Consider the following 15,824-nt stretch of genomic DNA (forward strand, 5'->3'; position numbering starts at 1 on the left):
CGGGTAGACCGGAAGGGTGTCCACCACCACCCGCGACCCCTGGTTCGACAACGCCAAGATGGCCCTCGTCACGCTCGTCGTCGTCGGCCACGCCTGGGTGCTGCTGCCGGACAACGCGGTCACCGACCACTTCTACGACTTCCTCTACGCCTGGCACGTCCCGGCGTTCGTGTTCGTCACCGGCTTCCTGTCGAAGAAGTTCGCCTACACCAAGGTCCGGATGTGGCAGCTGGTCCGCACGGTCGTGGTTCCCTACCTGCTCTTCGAGTGCGCGATCGCGATGTTCCGGATCCTCGTCGGGGGCGAGGAGCTCAACGACCTGTTCCGCGACCCGCACTGGCCGATGTGGTACCTCGCGGCCCTCTTCTTCTGGCGGCTGCTGACGCCGATCTTCCGCCCGATGCCGCTCGGCATCGTGGTCGCCGTGGCGGTCAGCCTCGTCGCCGGGATCTACGCCGGCGACACCCTCGACATCGCCCGCGTCCTCGGCCTGCTGCCGTTCTTCGTGATGGGCCTCAAGGCGACGCCGGAGCGGCTCGAGCTGCTCCGCCGGCGCCCCTCGCAGGTCGCGGCGGTCGGCGTCTTCATCGGGATCTGGATCGCGACCACCTGGATCGACGTCTGGGCGAGCACCGAGTGGCTCTACTACCGCTCGCGCTACGACGACATGGGCTACGCCGACGACGTCCGCGCCCTGCTCACCCGCGCGCTCGTGCTGACGATCGGCGTCCTCGGCGCGTGGGCGTTCTTCGCGCTCGTGCCGCGGGTCACCGGATGGTTCACCCGGATGGGCGCCTACACGCTGGTCGTCTACCTCTTCCACGGGTTCTTCGTGAAGGGCGCCGAGTACGCCGGCTACGGCGGCTGGGCCGACGCCCACCCGCTGCCGATCACGTTCGCCGTGACCACCGTGGCCGCCGTGCTGCTCGCCCTGGTGCTGGCCTGGCGTCCGCTCGCGTCGCGCCTCCAGGACCTCGTCGACCCGCTCGGGTACGCCGAGCGGCACGTGAAGCACGCGGTCGACCTCACCATCGCCAAGGACCAGGTCCAGCCCGAGGTGCAGGCCGAGCTGGAGTCGGCCACCGAGTCGGCCTCCGAGTCGGCCTCCGAGTCGGCCTCCGAGTCGGTCGCCGGGCAGGTCGGGTCCTCCCGCTAGGCTCCGCCCCATGGCTGGAGGGCTCTTCGCGCTGCTCGACGACGTGGCCGCGCTGGCCCGCATGGCGGCGGCGTCCATCGACGACGTCGGGGCGGCCGCGGGCCGAGCCACCACCAAGGCCGCGGGCGTGGTCGTCGACGACACCGCGGTGACCCCGCAGTACGTCCACGGCGTCACCGCCGACCGCGAGCTGCCGATGATCAAGAAGATCACCATCGGCTCGCTGCGCAACAAGCTGCTCCTCATCCTGCCGGCGGCGCTGCTGCTCAGCCAGTTCCTGCCGTGGTTGCTGACGCCGATCCTCATGGTCGGCGGCTCCTACCTCTGCTACGAGGGCGCCGAGAAGGTCTGGCACAAGGTCCGTGGCGGCGGCGACCACCACGACACCCCGGTCGCCGAGAGCGGGCCCGAGGCCGAGAAGCAGATGGTGTCCGGCGCGATCCGCACCGACCTCATCCTCTCCGCCGAGATCATGGTGATCGCGCTCAACGAGGTGTCCGAGGAGCCGTTCCTCACCCGCCTGGCGATCCTGGTCGTGGTCGCCATCGCCATCACGATCGCCGTGTACGGCGTCGTGGCGATCATCGTGAAGCTCGACGACGTCGGCCTCTCGCTCGCGCAGCGCACCTCGTCGTTCGCTCGGACGGTCGGCCACGGCCTGGTCGTCGGCACGCCGCGGCTGCTCGCGGTCATCTCGCTCGTCGGCACCGCCGCGATGCTCTGGGTGGGCGGCCACATCGTCCTGCTCGGCCTGCACGAGCTCGGCTGGCACCCGCTCTACGACCTCGTGCACCACGCCGAGGAGGCCGTCCACCACGGCGTCCAGGGCTGGCTCGTCAACACCGCCCTCTCCGCGGTCCTCGGCCTGCTGCTCGGCCTGCTGATCATCGGCGTGCTGACGCTCCTCAGGCCCGCGGTCGACCGGATGTGTCGAGGATTCTCCCGAAACGAGTAGCCCGTTCTACGCTCGGGTCCTTGGCAGCTTCCGCCTCTTTCCGGACCCAGGAGCAGACATGGACTTCAAGGTCGCCGACCTCAGCCTGGCCGACTTCGGCCGCACCGAGATCCAGCTCGCCGAGCACGAGATGCCCGGTCTGATGGCGATGCGCGAGCGCTATGGCGCCCACAAGCCCCTCGCCGGCGCGCGGATCGCGGGCTCGCTCCACATGACGATCCAGACCGCCGTCCTCATCGAGACGCTGGTGGCGCTCGGCGCCGAGGTCCGCTGGGCCTCCTGCAACATCTTCTCCACCCAGGACCACGCCGCCGCCGCGATCGCGGTCGGCCCGAACGGCACCGTCGACGACCCGCAGGGCGTCCCGGTCTTCGCGTGGAAGGGCGAGACCCTGGAGGAGTACTGGTGGTGCACCCAGCAGATCCTCGACTGGCCCGCCAAGGACGGGGAGAGCCAGCTGCCGAACATGATCCTCGACGACGGCGGTGACGCGACCCTGCTCGTCCACCTCGGCGTCCAGGCCGAGAAGACCGGTCAGGCGCCGGACCCGGCCTCGGCCACCAGCACCGAGCAGCGGATCATCTTCGAGGTCCTGAACGAGGTCCTGGCGCAGAACCCGAACCACTGGACCCCGATCGCCAACTCGATCAAGGGCGTCACCGAGGAGACCACCACCGGTGTCCACCGCCTGTACGAGATGATGCGCGAGGGCACGCTGCTCTTCCCGGCCATCAACGTCAACGACTCGGTCACCAAGTCGAAGTTCGACAACAAGTACGGCTGCCGCCACTCGCTGATCGACGGCATCAACCGCGCCACCGACGTCCTCATCGGCGGCAAGGTCGCGGTCGTCTGCGGCTACGGCGACGTCGGCAAGGGCTGCGCGGAGTCGCTGCGCGGCCAGGGTGCCCGTGTGATCGTCACCGAGATCGACCCGATCTGCGCGCTGCAGGCGTCGATGGACGGCTACCAGGTCACCACGCTCGAGGACGCCCTCCCGATCGCGGACATCATCATCACCGCGACCGGCAACAAGGACGTCGTCACCGTCGAGCACATGAAGGCGATGAAGCACCAGGCGATCGTCGGCAACATCGGCCACTTCGACAACGAGATCGACATGGCCGGCCTCGAGGCCCCCGGTGTCGCCGAGCGGAAGAACGTCAAGCCGCAGGTCGACGTCTGGACCTTCCCGACCGGGAAGTCGATCATCGTGCTCTCCGAGGGCCGCCTGATGAACCTCGGCAACGCGACCGGCCACCCGTCGTTCGTCATGTCGAACTCGTTCACCAACCAGGTGCTGGCCCAGATCGAGATCTTCACCAAGACCGAGGAGTACCCGGTCGGCGTCTACGTGCTGCCCAAGCACCTCGACGAGGAGGTCGCGCGCCTGCACCTCGACTCGCTCGGCGTGAAGCTGACCGAGCTCACCGGTGACCAGGCCGCCTACCTCGGCGTCGACGTCGCCGGCCCGTACAAGCCGGACCAGTACCGCTACTGAGCCTGTTCGAGGCCTCGATGCCTGAGTCTCAGCCTTCGCGAGCTCAGGCCGCGCGCATTGAGGCACTATGGGGGACATGAGCGAGTCTGTGGGGGCAACGGCTGCCGCGACCGGTGAGTCGGCCGCGAAGGGTCGCGTGCTGGTCGTCGACGACGACGCATCCCTGGCGGAGATGCTCACGATCGTGCTCCGCCAGGAGGGCTTCGAGAGCCGGATGGTGACCCGCGGCGACCTCGCCATGGACGAGTTCCGCGACTACCGCCCGGACCTGGTCCTGCTCGACCTGATGCTGCCCGGCAAGGACGGCATCGACGTCTGCAAGGAGATCCGGGCGGAGTCCGGTGTGCCGATCGTCATGCTCACCGCGAAGGGCGACACCGTCGACGTCGTCGTCGGCCTCGAGTCCGGGGCCGACGACTACGTCGTCAAGCCGTTCAAGCCCAAGGAGCTGGTCGCCCGGATCCGGGCACGGGTCCGGCGGCTCGACGCCCCCAGCCCGGAGACGTTGGCCATCGGCGACCTGAGCATCGACGTCGCCGGGCACGCGGTGACCCGCGGCGGTGCCCGGATCAGCCTCACCCCGCTCGAGTTCGACCTCCTCGTGTGCCTGGCCCGCAAGCCCTGGCAGGTCTTCACCCGCGAGGTGCTGCTCGAGCAGGTGTGGGGCTACCGGCACGCCGCGGACACGCGGCTGGTCAACGTCCACGTCCAGCGGCTCCGGTCCAAGGTCGAGCACGACCCGGAGAACCCCGAGATCGTGGTGACCGTGCGGGGCGTGGGGTACAAGGCCGGAACGTCCTAGGGCCATGCTGCGCCTGCGTACCCCCGACAGCTCTCCCGGCAGCTCTCCCGGCAGCTCTCTGGGCAGCTCACTCGGCAGCTCACTGGGCAGCTCGCTGGGCGGCACCCGGCGGCTCCCGGAGTCGATCCGGCGGGGACTGACCTTCTGGCGCCGCTCGATCCAGGCCCGGGTCGTCGCCAGCACGGTGTTGCTCTCGGCCGCGGTCATCAGCATCGTCGGCTGGTTCCTGCTCCAGCAGACCCGGGAGGGCCTGCTCGACCACCGGGTCGACACGGTCGTGGCCGAGGCGAACGACGAGACGACCGGTGCCCGGGAGCTGCTCGTGGCGTCCCGGGCGTCGGGCAGCGACGCCGTGCAGCAGCAGCAGAACCTGGCCGGCATCCTCATCGCCCGGGGCGAGACCCGGGGCTTCTCGGTGGTGCTGGTCGGTCCCGCGGAGCCCGGGGCGCGGATCGACGACGGCGGCACCGCCTCGACCGAGAACCTCGACACCAGCAGCGTCCCGGAGGCGCTCCAGGAGCACTTCGACGCCACCGACGCCTCGACCGCGTGGACCTACACCACCATGCGCACCGTCGACGGCGACGCGACGACCGAGGAGCCGGCCATCGTCGTCGGCTCCCAGGTGCTGCTGCCGGCCGACGGCGAGACCTACACGCTCTACTACCTCTTCCCCCTCGACGAGCAGGAGGAGACGCTCGACCTCGTCACGCGGGCCCTGCTCGCCGCGGCGACGCTGCTGCTCGTGCTGGTGGCCGGCATGACCTGGCTGGTGACCCGCCAGGTGGTCAGCCCGATCCGGATGGCCCGCCGGGTCGCCGAGCGGCTGGCCGCGGGCCAGCTCCAGGAGCGGCTCAAGGTGTCCGGCGAGGACGATCTCGCCCGCCTGGCGACGTCGTTCAACCAGATGGCGAGCAACCTCCAGCGCCAGATCCGCCAGCTGGAGGAGCTCAGCCGGGTGCAGCGCCGGTTCGTCTCGGACGTCTCCCACGAGCTCCGTACGCCGTTGACGACGGTGCGCATGGCCGGCGACGTGCTCCACGACGCCCGCGACGGGTTCGACCCCGCGACCGCCCGCGCCGCCGAGCTGCTCCAGACCGAGCTCGACCGCTTCGAGACCCTGCTCGCGGACCTGCTCGAGATCAGCCGCTTCGACGCCGGCGCCGCGGTGCTGGACACCGACGACGTCAACCTCGTCGACGTCGCCCACCGGATCGTCGACGCCACCCGGCCGCTCGCCGAGCAGCGGGGCGTGCACGTGACCGTCGACGCCCCCGGCCACGCCTGCCTGGCCGAGGCCGACGTGCGCCGCGTGGAGCGGATCGTGCGCAACCTCCTCACGAACGCCATCGACCACGCGGCGGCCGACGGGCCGGACGGCATCGTGGTGCACGTCGCCGGCGACGAGCACGCGGCCGCGATCGCGGTGCGCGACTACGGCGTCGGACTGGCGGCCGGGGAGGCCTCGATGGTGTTCAACCGGTTCTGGCGCGCCGATCCGGCCCGCGCCCGCACCAGCGGAGGCACCGGTCTCGGCCTCTCGATCGCACTCGAGGACACCCACCTGCACCGCGGCTGGCTCCAGGCCTGGGGCCGTCCCGGCGAGGGCGCGCAGTTCCGGCTCACGCTGCCCCGGCGCGCGGGCGGCGTGCTCCGGCACAGCCCGCTCCCGCTGGTGCCCACCGACGTGGCGGAGCCGGTCCCGTGAGGCGGCTGCCGCTCCTGCTCGTCGTGGTCCTGCTGCTGGCCGGGTGCGCCTCCCTGCCCCACGACGGCCCCGTCGTCGAGACCGAGACCGGTGAGCTCACCCCGTCGGGCCAGGGCGCGCCGTTCATCGACCCGCTGCCGCCGCGCGACGGCGCCTCGCGCCCGGAGATCGTGCGCGGCTTCATCAACGCGATGCAGGCCTGGCCGTCACAGACCAACACCGCGGTGAAGTACCTCACCTCCGACGCCGCGGCGGCCTGGCGCCCGCAGAAGTCGACGATCACCTACTCCGCGCCGCCGAGCCCGCGCGAGGACGGCCAGGACGTCGTGATCACGCTGCCCGGGGCGAACCACCTCGACGAGCGCGGCGCCTGGCAGGGCGCGCTGCCGGCCCGGCAGCGGATCGTGGAGTTCCCGATGGTCTACGAGGACGGCGAGTGGCGCATCGACGCCGTGCCGAACGCACTCATGGTTCCGGAGAGCTGGTTCGCCGACCGCTTCCGCCAGGTCTCGCTCTACTTCTTCGACCCGACCGCCTCGATCCTCAGCCCCGAGCCGATCTTCGTGCCGCGCGGCGACCAGCTCGCCACCACCCTCACCGAGTCGTTGCTGATGGGCCCCGGCCCCGGCCTGGAGCAGGTCGAGCAGAGCTTCGTGCCACCCGGGCTCGAGGTCGCCGTCGGCGTCACCGTGTCCGAGGACGGGGTGGCCGACGTCCTGCTGACCGGCGACCCCGGCCAGCTGTCGCCGAACACGGTCGACCGGATGATGGTGCAGCTTGCCTGGACGCTGCGCCAGGAGCAGCGGATCGAGTCGGTCACGCTGTCCATCGGCGGACAGCCGGTGCCGCTGCCCGGGGGCGTGGCGTCGTACCCCGTGGACAGCGGTCTCCAGTACGACCCGTCGGGCTTCCAGGCGACGCCGCTGCTCTTCGGCCTCAGCCGCGGGCGGGTCGTGTCCGGCTCGGCACCTCTGCTCGCCCCGGTCAACGGGCCGTTCGGCGAGCCCGAGTACGACCTCCGCTCGGTCGGCGTGAACCTCGAGGGCACCTCGGTCGCGGGCGTGACACGGGACGGCGCGCAGGTGCTCGCGGCCTCCATCGGTGAGGACGACGCCGTCCGCACCGTGGCGCTCGGCGACGACTTCCTGCGGCCGGCGTGGGACTTCTTCGACCGGATGTGGCTGCTCGACCGGGGGCCGGACGGCACCGCGGCCCGCGTGTCGTACGTCGACGCCCGGACCGACCGCCGCCGGTTCGTCCGGGTCCCGGGCATCACCGGCGAGGACGTCCAGCACCTGCTGGTGTCCCGCGACGGCACCCGCCTGGTCGCCGTCGTGCGCGGTGCGACGGGCGACCAGCTCCTGCTGAGCCGGATCGAGCACTCGGCGAGCGGCCGGGTGATCGGCGCGGTCAGCGCCGAGCGGCTCGACGTCGGGGACGAGGCCGGGCTGCCGATCGACGACATCGCGTGGCGCACCAGCTCCACGCTGGCGGTGCTCAACCCCCTCGGTCCCGAGCTGGCCGAGATCGCGCCGGCCTCGGTCGACGGGGCGCCGATGAACCCGGAGGTCGCGGCCACGACCGTGGAGGGCGACCTCCTCGGGCTGGCCGGGTCGCCGGTGAGCACGGAGCCGATCTACGGGATCCTCCGCGGTGGGCTGGTGGACCTCGGCGACCCCGACCAGCGGCCGCTGGCCGTCGAGCCGCGCACGCGGGCCGTCGTCTACGTCGGGTGATCCACAGGCGTGCGGGCGCCGGTTGAGACGCCGGCGCCGGGGTGCTGGCATCGGGGCGTGAACCGGGACCTCGTGGACGGCGCGCTCGACCTGCTCCTCGGTGGGTGCTGCCTGGCCTGCGGGCGCCCCGGCCGGTCGCTGTGCCGCGCCTGTGCCGCCGCGCTGCCCGACGCCGGCCGCCCCGCGTGGCCCACCCCCGTGCCGGCCGGGCTGGCGCCGCCGTGGGCGGCCGACGAGTACGCCGGCGCCGTCCGGTCGCTCGTGCTGGCGCACAAGGAGCGCAGGGTGCTCTCGCTCGGCCCGCCGCTCGCGCGGATGCTGGCCGCGGCCGTTCGCGCCGCCGAGGCCGACCGTCCCGTCGTGCTGGTGCCGGTGCCGTCGCGGCCCGCCACCGTCCGCGCCCGCGGCCACGACCCCACGGGCGCGCTGGTGGCGGGCGCAGCGCGGGAGACCGGCCTCCTCGCCGTACCCCTGCTGCGGACGCGGCCGGGCCTGCGCGACCAGGCGGGCCTGGGCGCGGCGGAGCGGGCGGCGAACCTGGCCGGGTCGCTGCACTGCCCCTCGGCCGGGCTGCGGCGGCTCGCGCGGGCGACGCCGCGCGCCCGGATCGTCGTCTGCGACGACGTGATCACCACGGGTGCCACCGCGCGGGAGGCGCAGCGGGCGCTGGAGTCCGTGGGCCTGGAGGTCACGGCGATCGCCGCCGTCGCGGCGACCGCCCGCAGGTCGGGACCTCCCGCCCTTTAATCGTCACCAGTGCTGGACTAACGTCTCTGCATGGAGTCCGTCCGGGTCCGTGGTTGCGTCGTCGAGGCGCCCCGGCCAGCCCGGGCGCCACGTCGGCAAGCCGATGCCAGTCGCAGGCGAAGCGGTCCACGTAACCAGGCCCCGCTGCTGCAGCAGGGCCCGGGATCACGGTGCGGCTTAGTGGTAAGTCCTGCCTCGTCACCGTCGTCAGATGCGACGGCCGGCGGGAGAAGGCCAGTAGTGGCAGAGAAGCTGCGGAAGCCTCAGCAGGCGGTTGTGGGGTCGAAGACCAGGTCGGCCGGACGGACTCCTCTGCCCGCCCCGAGTGCGGGCTGCACGCAACCAATCGTCTAACGGGAGGTTCACATGGAAGTTGTGGTCACGGGCCGTCACTGCGAGCTGTCGGACAGATATCGCAGTCACGTCGAGGACAAGCTGTCGAGGCTCGAGAAGCACGACCATCGCATCATCCGCGTGAACGTGGAGGTGGAGTGCGAGAGGAACCCGCGGCAGGCCGACCGCGCCGTCCGGCTCGAGCTCACGGCGCTGTCCAAGGGACCCGTGATCCGGGCCGAGGCGTGCGCCGCCGACAAGATGGCCGCGCTCGACCTCGCGGTCGACAAGATGGCCGCGCAGATGCGTCGCGCCGCCGACCGGCGTCGCGTGCACCGGGGCGCCAAGGCGCCGGTGTCCGTGGGCCAGGCGCTCGCCGGCACCGTCGAGGACGTCGCCGCCGAACCCGACGACGCGAACGTGACCACCCACGACCGGCAGGTCGGACCGATCGACGTGGCCGGGGACGGTCCGCTCGTCGTACGCGAGAAGTCGCACCCCGCCGCGCCGATGACCCTGGACCAGGCGCTCTACGAGATGGAGCTGGTCGGCCACGACTTCTACCTGTTCGTGGACAAGGAGAGTGAGCGCCCGTCGGTCGTCTACCGCCGGCGCGGCTACGACTACGGCGTGATCTCGCTGGACCTCGACACCGAGGGCTGAGACCGGTCTGGGAACGTCCACGCAGGCGGGGTGGCCCATCCGGGCCATCCCGCCTGGTGGTTTTCCCCACCCGGGCAGAAGCCAGAGACCGCCCGGTCGTGCCATGATCGTCCCGTGGCCCAGCAACCGACCGACGCCGAGCGCGAGCCCATCCGGGTCCTCGTCGTCGACGACCAGGAGCTGTTCCGCCGTGGCCTGACCATGCTCCTCGCCGCCGAGACCGGCATCGAGGTCGTCGGTGAGGCCGGTGACGGCGTCGAGGGCACCTCGCTCGCGGCGACCGCCGCACCCGACGTCGTGCTGCTCGACATCCGGATGCCCAAGCGCTCCGGGATCGAGGCCTGCCTCGCGATCAAGGACGCGGTCCCCACCACCAAGATCATCATGCTGACGGTCTCCGACGAGGAGGCCGATCTCTATGAAGCGGTCAAGAGCGGCGCCTCCGGCTACCTGCTCAAGGACTCCTCGATCGAGGAGGTCGCCCAGGCCGTCCGCGTCGTCGCCGACGGCCAGTCGCTGATCAGCCCGTCGATGGCGGTGAAGCTGATCGACGAGTTCAAGCAGATGTCGCGCCCCGAGCGCGACCACGTCCCGGGCCTGCGCCTCACCGACCGTGAGCTCGAGGTGCTCCGCCTGGTCGCCAAGGGCATGAACAACCGGGAGATCGCCAAGGACCTCTACATCTCCGAGAACACGGTCAAGAACCACGTCCGCAACATCCTCGAGAAGCTCCAGCTCCACTCCCGCATGGAGGCGGTCATGTATGCCGTCAAGGAGAAGCTGCTCGAACTTCCGTAGCCACCGCCGATTCATCACGGTAGGCAGCCGGTTGAGCACCTCCCTCGGTGGGTACGCCACGGGAAGTGCAGACTCGCCCGTCTACCGTGATGAATCGGCGGCAACGATGTCCCCGGCGACTGGTTGAGTGGCCCCGTGCCAGACCGCCTCACGAACGCCCAGGCCCGCCGGGTGGCGCTCGCCGCCCAGGGCTTCCTCGACAAGCCGCACACCGCGCCGACGATGCGCACGTTCCGGCGCACGGTCGAGCGCACCGGCGTCCTCCAGGTCGACTCGGTCAACGTGCTGCAGCGCGCGCACTTCATGCCGCTCTACTCCCGGATGGGTCCCTACGACGTCGAGCTGTTGCGCCGCGCGGCCGAGAAGCGGCCGCGGCGGCTGGTGGAGTACTGGGCGCACGTGCAGGCGTTCATGCCGGTCGAGCTGTGGCCGGTGATGCAGCACCGGATGGCGACCTACCGCGCGGCCCGCGGCAAGTGGGGCTTCGTGGCCGACGACGCCCTCGAGCGGCGCCTCCTCGAGGAGATCGGCGAGCTCGGCGCCTCGACCGCCCGCGACCTCGACGACGGCCTGCCCCGCGAGAAGGGCAACTGGGGCTGGAACTGGTCCGAGACCCGCAAGGCCCTCGACTACCTCTACATGTCCGGCCAGGTGGCGATCGCCGGCCGCAACACCCAGTTCGAGATCCGCTACGACCTGCCGGAGCGGGTCATCCCCGCCGACGTCCTCGCCCGGCCGACGCCGACCGTGGCCGACGCCAACCGTGAGCTGGTACGCCGCGCCGCCCGGTCGCACGGGGTCGCGACCGTCCAGGACCTGCGCGACTACTACCGGATGTCCGTGGCCGACACCGTGCAGGCCGTGAACGAGCTCCGCGAGGAGGGCGAGCTCCAGGAGGTGCGGGTCGAGGGCTGGCGAAGGCCGGCGCTGCTGCACCGCGACGCGCGGCTGCCCCGCCGGGTGGACGCCCGAGCGCTGCTGAGCCCGTTCGACCCGGTCGTGTGGGAGCGGGCGCGCACCGAGGCGCTCTTCGACTTCCACTACCGGATCGAGATCTACGTGCCGGTCGAGAAGCGGGTGCACGGCTACTACGTGCTGCCCTTCCTGCTCGGCGACCGGATCGTGGCGCGCGTGGACCTCAAGGCCGACCGGCAGTTCGACACGGGTGCGGGCCGGCTGGTCGTGAAGGCGGCCTACGCCGAGCCGGGGGCGCCGGACACGACGGCCGAGGAGCTCGGTGCGGAGCTCGACCGGCTGCGGGCGTGGCTCGGGCTGGGGTCGACCACCCTGGAGCCGCGGGGCGACCTGGCCCCCGCGCTGCGCCGGTTCGTTTAGGGCGGACTTCTACGGCTGGGTAGAGTGGCGGAGGCCTATCTTCATCTGTTCAGGAGTCCGACCCTCGTGCCTGCCATTCTCGACAAGCTCCTCCGCATCGGAGAGGGCAAGATCCTCCGTCAGCTGGAGGCCATCGCCCAGGCAGTCAACGCCATCGAGGACGACTTCGTCGCGATGAGCGACGCCGAGCTCCAGGGCATGACGGCGGAGTTCAAGGAGCGCCTCGCCAACGGCGAGACGGTCGACGACATCATGCCGGAGGCGTTCGCGACCGTCCGCGAGGCCGCGCGCCGCGTCCTCGGCATGCGCCCGTTCGACGTCCAGGTCATGGGCGGCGCCGCGCTCCACCTCGGCAACATCGCCGAGATGAAGACCGGTGAGGGCAAGACGCTCGTCGCCGTGCTGCCGTCGTACCTCAACGGCCTCACCGGCAAGGGCGTCCACGTCGTCACCGTCAACGACTACCTGGCCAAGTACCAGTCCGAGATGATGGGCCGCGTCCACCACTTCCTCGGGCTCACGGTCGGCGTGATCCTCCCCGAGATGCGGCCCGACGAGCGGCGCGCCCAGTACGCCTGCGACATCACCTACGGCACCAACAACGAGCTCGGCTTCGACTACCTGCGCGACAACATGGCCGGATCCATCGAGGAGTGCGTCCAGCGCGGCCACAACTTCGCCGTCGTCGACGAGGTCGACTCGATCCTCATCGACGAGGCGCGGACCCCGCTCATCATCAGCGGCCCGACCCAGGACGAGGTCCAGTGGTACGGCGAGTTCGCGAAGATCGCCCGCACCCTGGAGCGCGACGTCGACTACGAGGTCGACGAGAAGAAGCGCACCATCTCGATGCTCGAGCCCGGCATCACCAAGGTCGAGGACCACCTGGGCATCGACAACCTGTACGACTCGGTGAACACCCCGCTCATCTCGTTCATGCACAACTCCGTCAAGGCCAAGGAGCTGTTCCGGAACGACAAGGAGTACGTCGTCATGAACGGCGAGGTGCTCATCGTCGACGAGCACACCGGGCGCATGCTCGCCGGCCGCCGCTACAACGACGGCCTGCACCAGGCGATCGAGGCCAAGGAGGGCGTGGAGGTCCGCGAGGAGTACCAGACCCTCGCCACGATCACGCTCCAGAACTACTTCCGCATGTACGACAAGCTCTCGGGCATGACCGGCACGGCCATGACCGAGGCCTCGGAGTTCGACAAGATCTACGACCTCGGCGTGGTCCCGATCCCGACCAACAAGCCGATGGCCCGCGTCGACCAGGCCGACCTCGTCTACCGGACCGAGGAGGCCAAGTACGACGCGGTGGTCCAGGACATCGCCGAGCGCCACGAGAAGGGCCAGCCGGTGCTGGTCGGCACCGTGTCGGTCGAGAAGTCCGAGCACCTCTCGCAGAAGCTCAAGAAGCGCGGCATCCCGCACAGCGTCCTCAACGCGAAGGTGCACTCCGACGAGGCCAAGATCGTCGCGCTCGCCGGTCACAAGGGCGCGGTCACCGTCGCCACGAACATGGCCGGTCGAGGCACCGACATCATGCTCGGTGGCTCCACCGAGTTCCTCGCGGACCTCGAGCTGCGCAAGAAGGGCCTCGAGCCCGCCGGCGATTCCGCCGAGCAGTACCAGGCCGAGTGGCCGGGCACCCTCGAGCGGATCAAGGCGCAGGTCGCCCACGAGCACGACGAGGTCAAGGAGCTCGGCGGCCTCTACGTCGTCGGCACCGAGCGCCACGAGTCGCGCCGCATCGACAACCAGCTGCGCGGTCGTTCCGGCCGTCAGGGCGACCCGGGCGAGTCCCGGTTCTACCTGTCGCTCCAGGACGAGCTGATGCGCCTGTTCAAGTCCGACTGGGTCGACCGGGTCCTCCAGGTCCTCAAGATCCCGGACGACGTCCCGATCGAGAACAAGCGGGTCACGAGCGCGATCGCCAACGCGCAGGGGCAGGTGGAGTCGCAGAACTTCGAGTCCCGCAAGAACGTCCTCAAGTACGACGACGTCATGGACCGCCAGCGCAAGGTGATCTACGGCGAGCGTCGTGAGGTGCTCGAGGGCAAGGACCTCAGCGAGCAGATCCAGGGCTTCCTCGACGACACGGTCGAGAGCTACGTGCGCGCGGCGACCGAGGACCTCTCCGAGATGTGGGACCTGGACGCGCTGTGGACCGCGCTGCGCCAGATCTACCCGGTCGGCGTGGACAAGGACCGGCTCACCCAGGAGGCCGGCGGCGTCGACCACCTCGACCGCGACGAGCTGATCGCCACGCTCCAGCAGGACGCCCGCGAGGCCTACGCCCGCCGGGAGGCCGAGATCGGCGAGTCGGTGATGCGCGAGCTCGAGCGTCGCGTCGTCCTCTCCGTGCTCGACCGCAAGTGGCGCGAGCACCTCTACGAGATGGACTACCTCCGCGAGGGCATCTACCTGCGGGCGTACTCGCAGCGCGACCCACTGGTCGAGTACCAGCGCGAGGGCTTCGACATGTTCGCCGCCATGATGGAGGGCATCAAGGAGGAGTCGGTCGGCTTCCTGTTCAACCTCGACGTCCAGGTCGAGGTCGAGGAGGAGGAGCTGGAGGAAGAGGTCGAGGAGCCGATGCGGCGCACGCTGCCGGACTTCGACCAGGCCTCCCAGCCGCCGGCGCAGGCGCCCGCACAGCCGCAGATCCGGGCCAAGGGCCTCGACCGGCCCCGCCAGCCGCAGAACCTCGCCTACTCCGCGCCCGACGAGGGCGGCGAGGCCGAGGTCCGTGGGGCGGTGGCCCCGGCGGACGACGAGTTCGCCAGCGTGGGCCGCAACCAGCAGTGCCCCTGCGGCTCGGGCAAGAAGTACAAGCAGTGCCACGGCCGCCCCGGCGGCCCGACCGGGCTCACGGCCCGGATCAGCTGACGCGCAGATCTGAACGAACGGCGGTGGTCCTCCGGACCGCCGCCGTTCGTCGTCCTAGGCGAACTCGAGCGCCGTGCAGCACCACCGCTGGTCGGTGGTGCGCACGAACCGCGCGGCCACGGCGCGGGAGCGGTCGCCGTACCGGACGTGCGCGCTCACCTCGACCCGGCCGCGGGTGAGGAAGCACGTGTGCACGCCGACGACCCGGGGCCGCACCGGCTGCACCCGGGCCTGACCCGGCTGGTGCCGACCGGCGCGGGCGACCAGCTGGGCGCGGCGGTCGAGGTCCTGGAAGACCTCGCGCGAGCTCCAGCGCAGCAGCTGGCTGACCGGTCGGTCGCCGCCGACGATCTCGACCGCGGCCTGGACGTAGCGGCCGGCCCACTGCTCGAGGCCGCGGCGCAGGGGGGCGTCGATCGAGATGACGTCCGCGGCCCGGCCGTGCTCGGCCTCCGGCTGCGGCGGATCGAAGCACGGCTCCAGGTCGAGCGCCAGGGTGCCCTGGACGCTCGCGACCGGGGCCGGCCGGTGGAGGGGGTAGACGTTCTGGTTCATCACTTCTCCTTCGCGGGCAGACGCAGCCGCTGGGCCGGCTGGATCACGTCCGGGTCGGCGCCGACGACGGCGCGGTTGAGCGCGTAGATCTCCGGCCAGCGGTCGCCGCTGCCCAGGTGGTGCTCGGCGAGCCCCCAGAGGGTGTCCCCGGGCCGCACGGTCACGCGGGGTGCTGCCGCGTGGCCGTGCGGCCGGTCGGGGAGCGGCAGTCCGGCCAGGGCGTCCGCCACGACGGTGACCGCGGTCTGCGGAACGTCCCCGCGTGGCGCGGCACCGGCCGGCGTCGCCAGGCCGGCGACCACGGCGACCCCGCACGCGGCCAGCAGCACCCGGCGCACGGCCGCGGGCGCGGGAACCCGGGCCCGGCCGTGGCGCGCCTCGACGGCCACGGCCGTCGCGACCACCCACAGCCAGGTCGCCACGAGCGCGCCGGCGACAGCGCACGCGCGCGTCAGGAGCTCGTCGAACCGGGTTGCCGGCGCGAGCGCGACCGGGAGCAGCACGGCCACCAGCCCGGAGGCCGCCGCGGTGGCGACCAGCCAGACAGCCAGACAGCGGTGGAGCGGAGCAGGCATCCCGAGAGCCAATCTATGCGTTTGCTTCCGTTTGCTTTACGATGCGCGTCTTTACCAACGGAGTC

General features: G+C 71.2%; 13 protein-coding genes. 11 read left to right on the forward strand and 2 right to left on the reverse strand.

Features of this window, described 5'->3' with window-relative positions:
• The first annotated feature begins 16 nt into the window (after positions 1-16).
• From ACYQ0U_RS02255 to secA, 11 genes are all read left to right on the forward strand, one after another.
• Positions 17-1,156 (forward strand): acyltransferase family protein, encoded by a 1,140-nt coding sequence (locus ACYQ0U_RS02255; RefSeq protein ID WP_459968955.1) that lies wholly within the window; start codon positions 17-19, stop codon positions 1,154-1,156.
• A gap of 10 nt (positions 1,157-1,166) precedes the next feature.
• Complete coding sequence (locus tag ACYQ0U_RS02260; protein ID WP_459968957.1) at positions 1,167-2,111, forward strand: DUF808 domain-containing protein; 945 nt, start codon at positions 1,167-1,169, stop codon at positions 2,109-2,111.
• A 58-nt stretch (positions 2,112-2,169) separates the two neighbouring features.
• Positions 2,170-3,612, forward strand: a complete 1,443-nt coding sequence (gene ahcY, locus ACYQ0U_RS02265) for an adenosylhomocysteinase (protein WP_459968958.1) — start codon at positions 2,170-2,172, stop codon at positions 3,610-3,612.
• Between the two features lie 67 nt (positions 3,613-3,679).
• Complete coding sequence (gene mtrA / locus ACYQ0U_RS02270) at positions 3,680-4,414, forward strand: MtrAB system response regulator MtrA (RefSeq protein ID WP_459968960.1); 735 nt, start codon at positions 3,680-3,682, stop codon at positions 4,412-4,414.
• Between the two features lie 4 nt (positions 4,415-4,418).
• Complete coding sequence (gene mtrB, locus ACYQ0U_RS02275; RefSeq protein WP_459968962.1) at positions 4,419-6,122, forward strand: MtrAB system histidine kinase MtrB; 1,704 nt, start codon at positions 4,419-4,421, stop codon at positions 6,120-6,122.
• Complete coding sequence (locus ACYQ0U_RS02280) at positions 6,119-7,858, forward strand: LpqB family beta-propeller domain-containing protein (protein WP_459968964.1); 1,740 nt, start codon at positions 6,119-6,121, stop codon at positions 7,856-7,858. Before mtrB ends, ACYQ0U_RS02280 begins: the two co-directional genes overlap by 4 nt.
• Before the next feature lie 57 nt (positions 7,859-7,915).
• Positions 7,916-8,605, forward strand: a complete 690-nt coding sequence (locus ACYQ0U_RS02285; RefSeq protein ID WP_459968966.1) for a ComF family protein — start codon at positions 7,916-7,918, stop codon at positions 8,603-8,605.
• A 366-nt stretch (positions 8,606-8,971) separates the two neighbouring features.
• Positions 8,972-9,601, forward strand: a complete 630-nt coding sequence (gene hpf, locus ACYQ0U_RS02290) for a ribosome hibernation-promoting factor, HPF/YfiA family (protein ID WP_459968968.1) — start codon at positions 8,972-8,974, stop codon at positions 9,599-9,601.
• Between the two features lie 114 nt (positions 9,602-9,715).
• Positions 9,716-10,399, forward strand: a complete 684-nt coding sequence (locus tag ACYQ0U_RS02295; protein ID WP_459968970.1) for a response regulator — start codon at positions 9,716-9,718, stop codon at positions 10,397-10,399.
• 135 nt (positions 10,400-10,534) lie between these two features.
• Positions 10,535-11,734 carry a winged helix-turn-helix domain-containing protein gene (locus ACYQ0U_RS02300; protein ID WP_459968972.1) on the forward strand — a complete coding sequence of 400 codons (1,200 nt, stop codon included), beginning with the start codon at positions 10,535-10,537 and terminating at the stop codon, positions 11,732-11,734.
• 66 nt (positions 11,735-11,800) lie between these two features.
• On the forward strand, positions 11,801-14,629 hold the full coding sequence (secA, locus tag ACYQ0U_RS02305) for a preprotein translocase subunit SecA (protein WP_459968974.1): 2,829 nt from the start codon (positions 11,801-11,803) through the stop codon (positions 14,627-14,629).
• Between the two features lie 54 nt (positions 14,630-14,683).
• Here secA and ACYQ0U_RS02310 read toward each other — a convergent pair whose 3' ends face one another.
• Both ACYQ0U_RS02310 and ACYQ0U_RS02315 read right to left on the reverse strand, forming a co-directional pair.
• On the reverse strand, positions 14,684-15,184 hold the full coding sequence (locus ACYQ0U_RS02310; RefSeq protein ID WP_459968976.1) for an Rv3235 family protein: 501 nt from the start codon (positions 15,182-15,184) through the stop codon (positions 14,684-14,686).
• The gene (locus tag ACYQ0U_RS02315; protein ID WP_459968978.1) at positions 15,184-15,759 is read right to left on the reverse strand and encodes a LysM peptidoglycan-binding domain-containing protein; all 576 of its coding nucleotides are present in this window, start codon (positions 15,757-15,759) and stop codon (positions 15,184-15,186) included. Before ACYQ0U_RS02315 ends, ACYQ0U_RS02310 begins: the two co-directional genes overlap by 1 nt.
• Positions 15,760-15,824 lie beyond the last annotated feature (65 nt).

This window comes from Nocardioides pyridinolyticus, assembly GCF_054653575.1.

What these genes read in the sequence shown, in the direction of transcription:
- hpf (WP_459968968.1), top strand. Translation starts at nt 8,972, where the DNA reads ATGGAAGTTGTGGTCACGGGCCGTCACTGCGAGCTGTCGGACAGATAT.
- mtrB (WP_459968962.1), top strand. Translation starts at nt 4,419, where the DNA reads ATGCTGCGCCTGCGTACCCCCGACAGCTCTCCCGGCAGCTCTCCCGGC.
- ACYQ0U_RS02260 (WP_459968957.1), top strand. Translation starts at nt 1,167, where the DNA reads ATGGCTGGAGGGCTCTTCGCGCTGCTCGACGACGTGGCCGCGCTGGCC.
- ACYQ0U_RS02310 (WP_459968976.1), bottom strand. Translation starts at nt 15,184, where the DNA reads ATGAACCAGAACGTCTACCCCCTCCACCGGCCGGCCCCGGTCGCGAGC.
- ahcY (WP_459968958.1), top strand. Translation starts at nt 2,170, where the DNA reads ATGGACTTCAAGGTCGCCGACCTCAGCCTGGCCGACTTCGGCCGCACC.
- mtrA (WP_459968960.1), top strand. Translation starts at nt 3,680, where the DNA reads ATGGGGGACATGAGCGAGTCTGTGGGGGCAACGGCTGCCGCGACCGGT.
- ACYQ0U_RS02315 (WP_459968978.1), bottom strand. Translation starts at nt 15,759, where the DNA reads ATGCCTGCTCCGCTCCACCGCTGTCTGGCTGTCTGGCTGGTCGCCACC.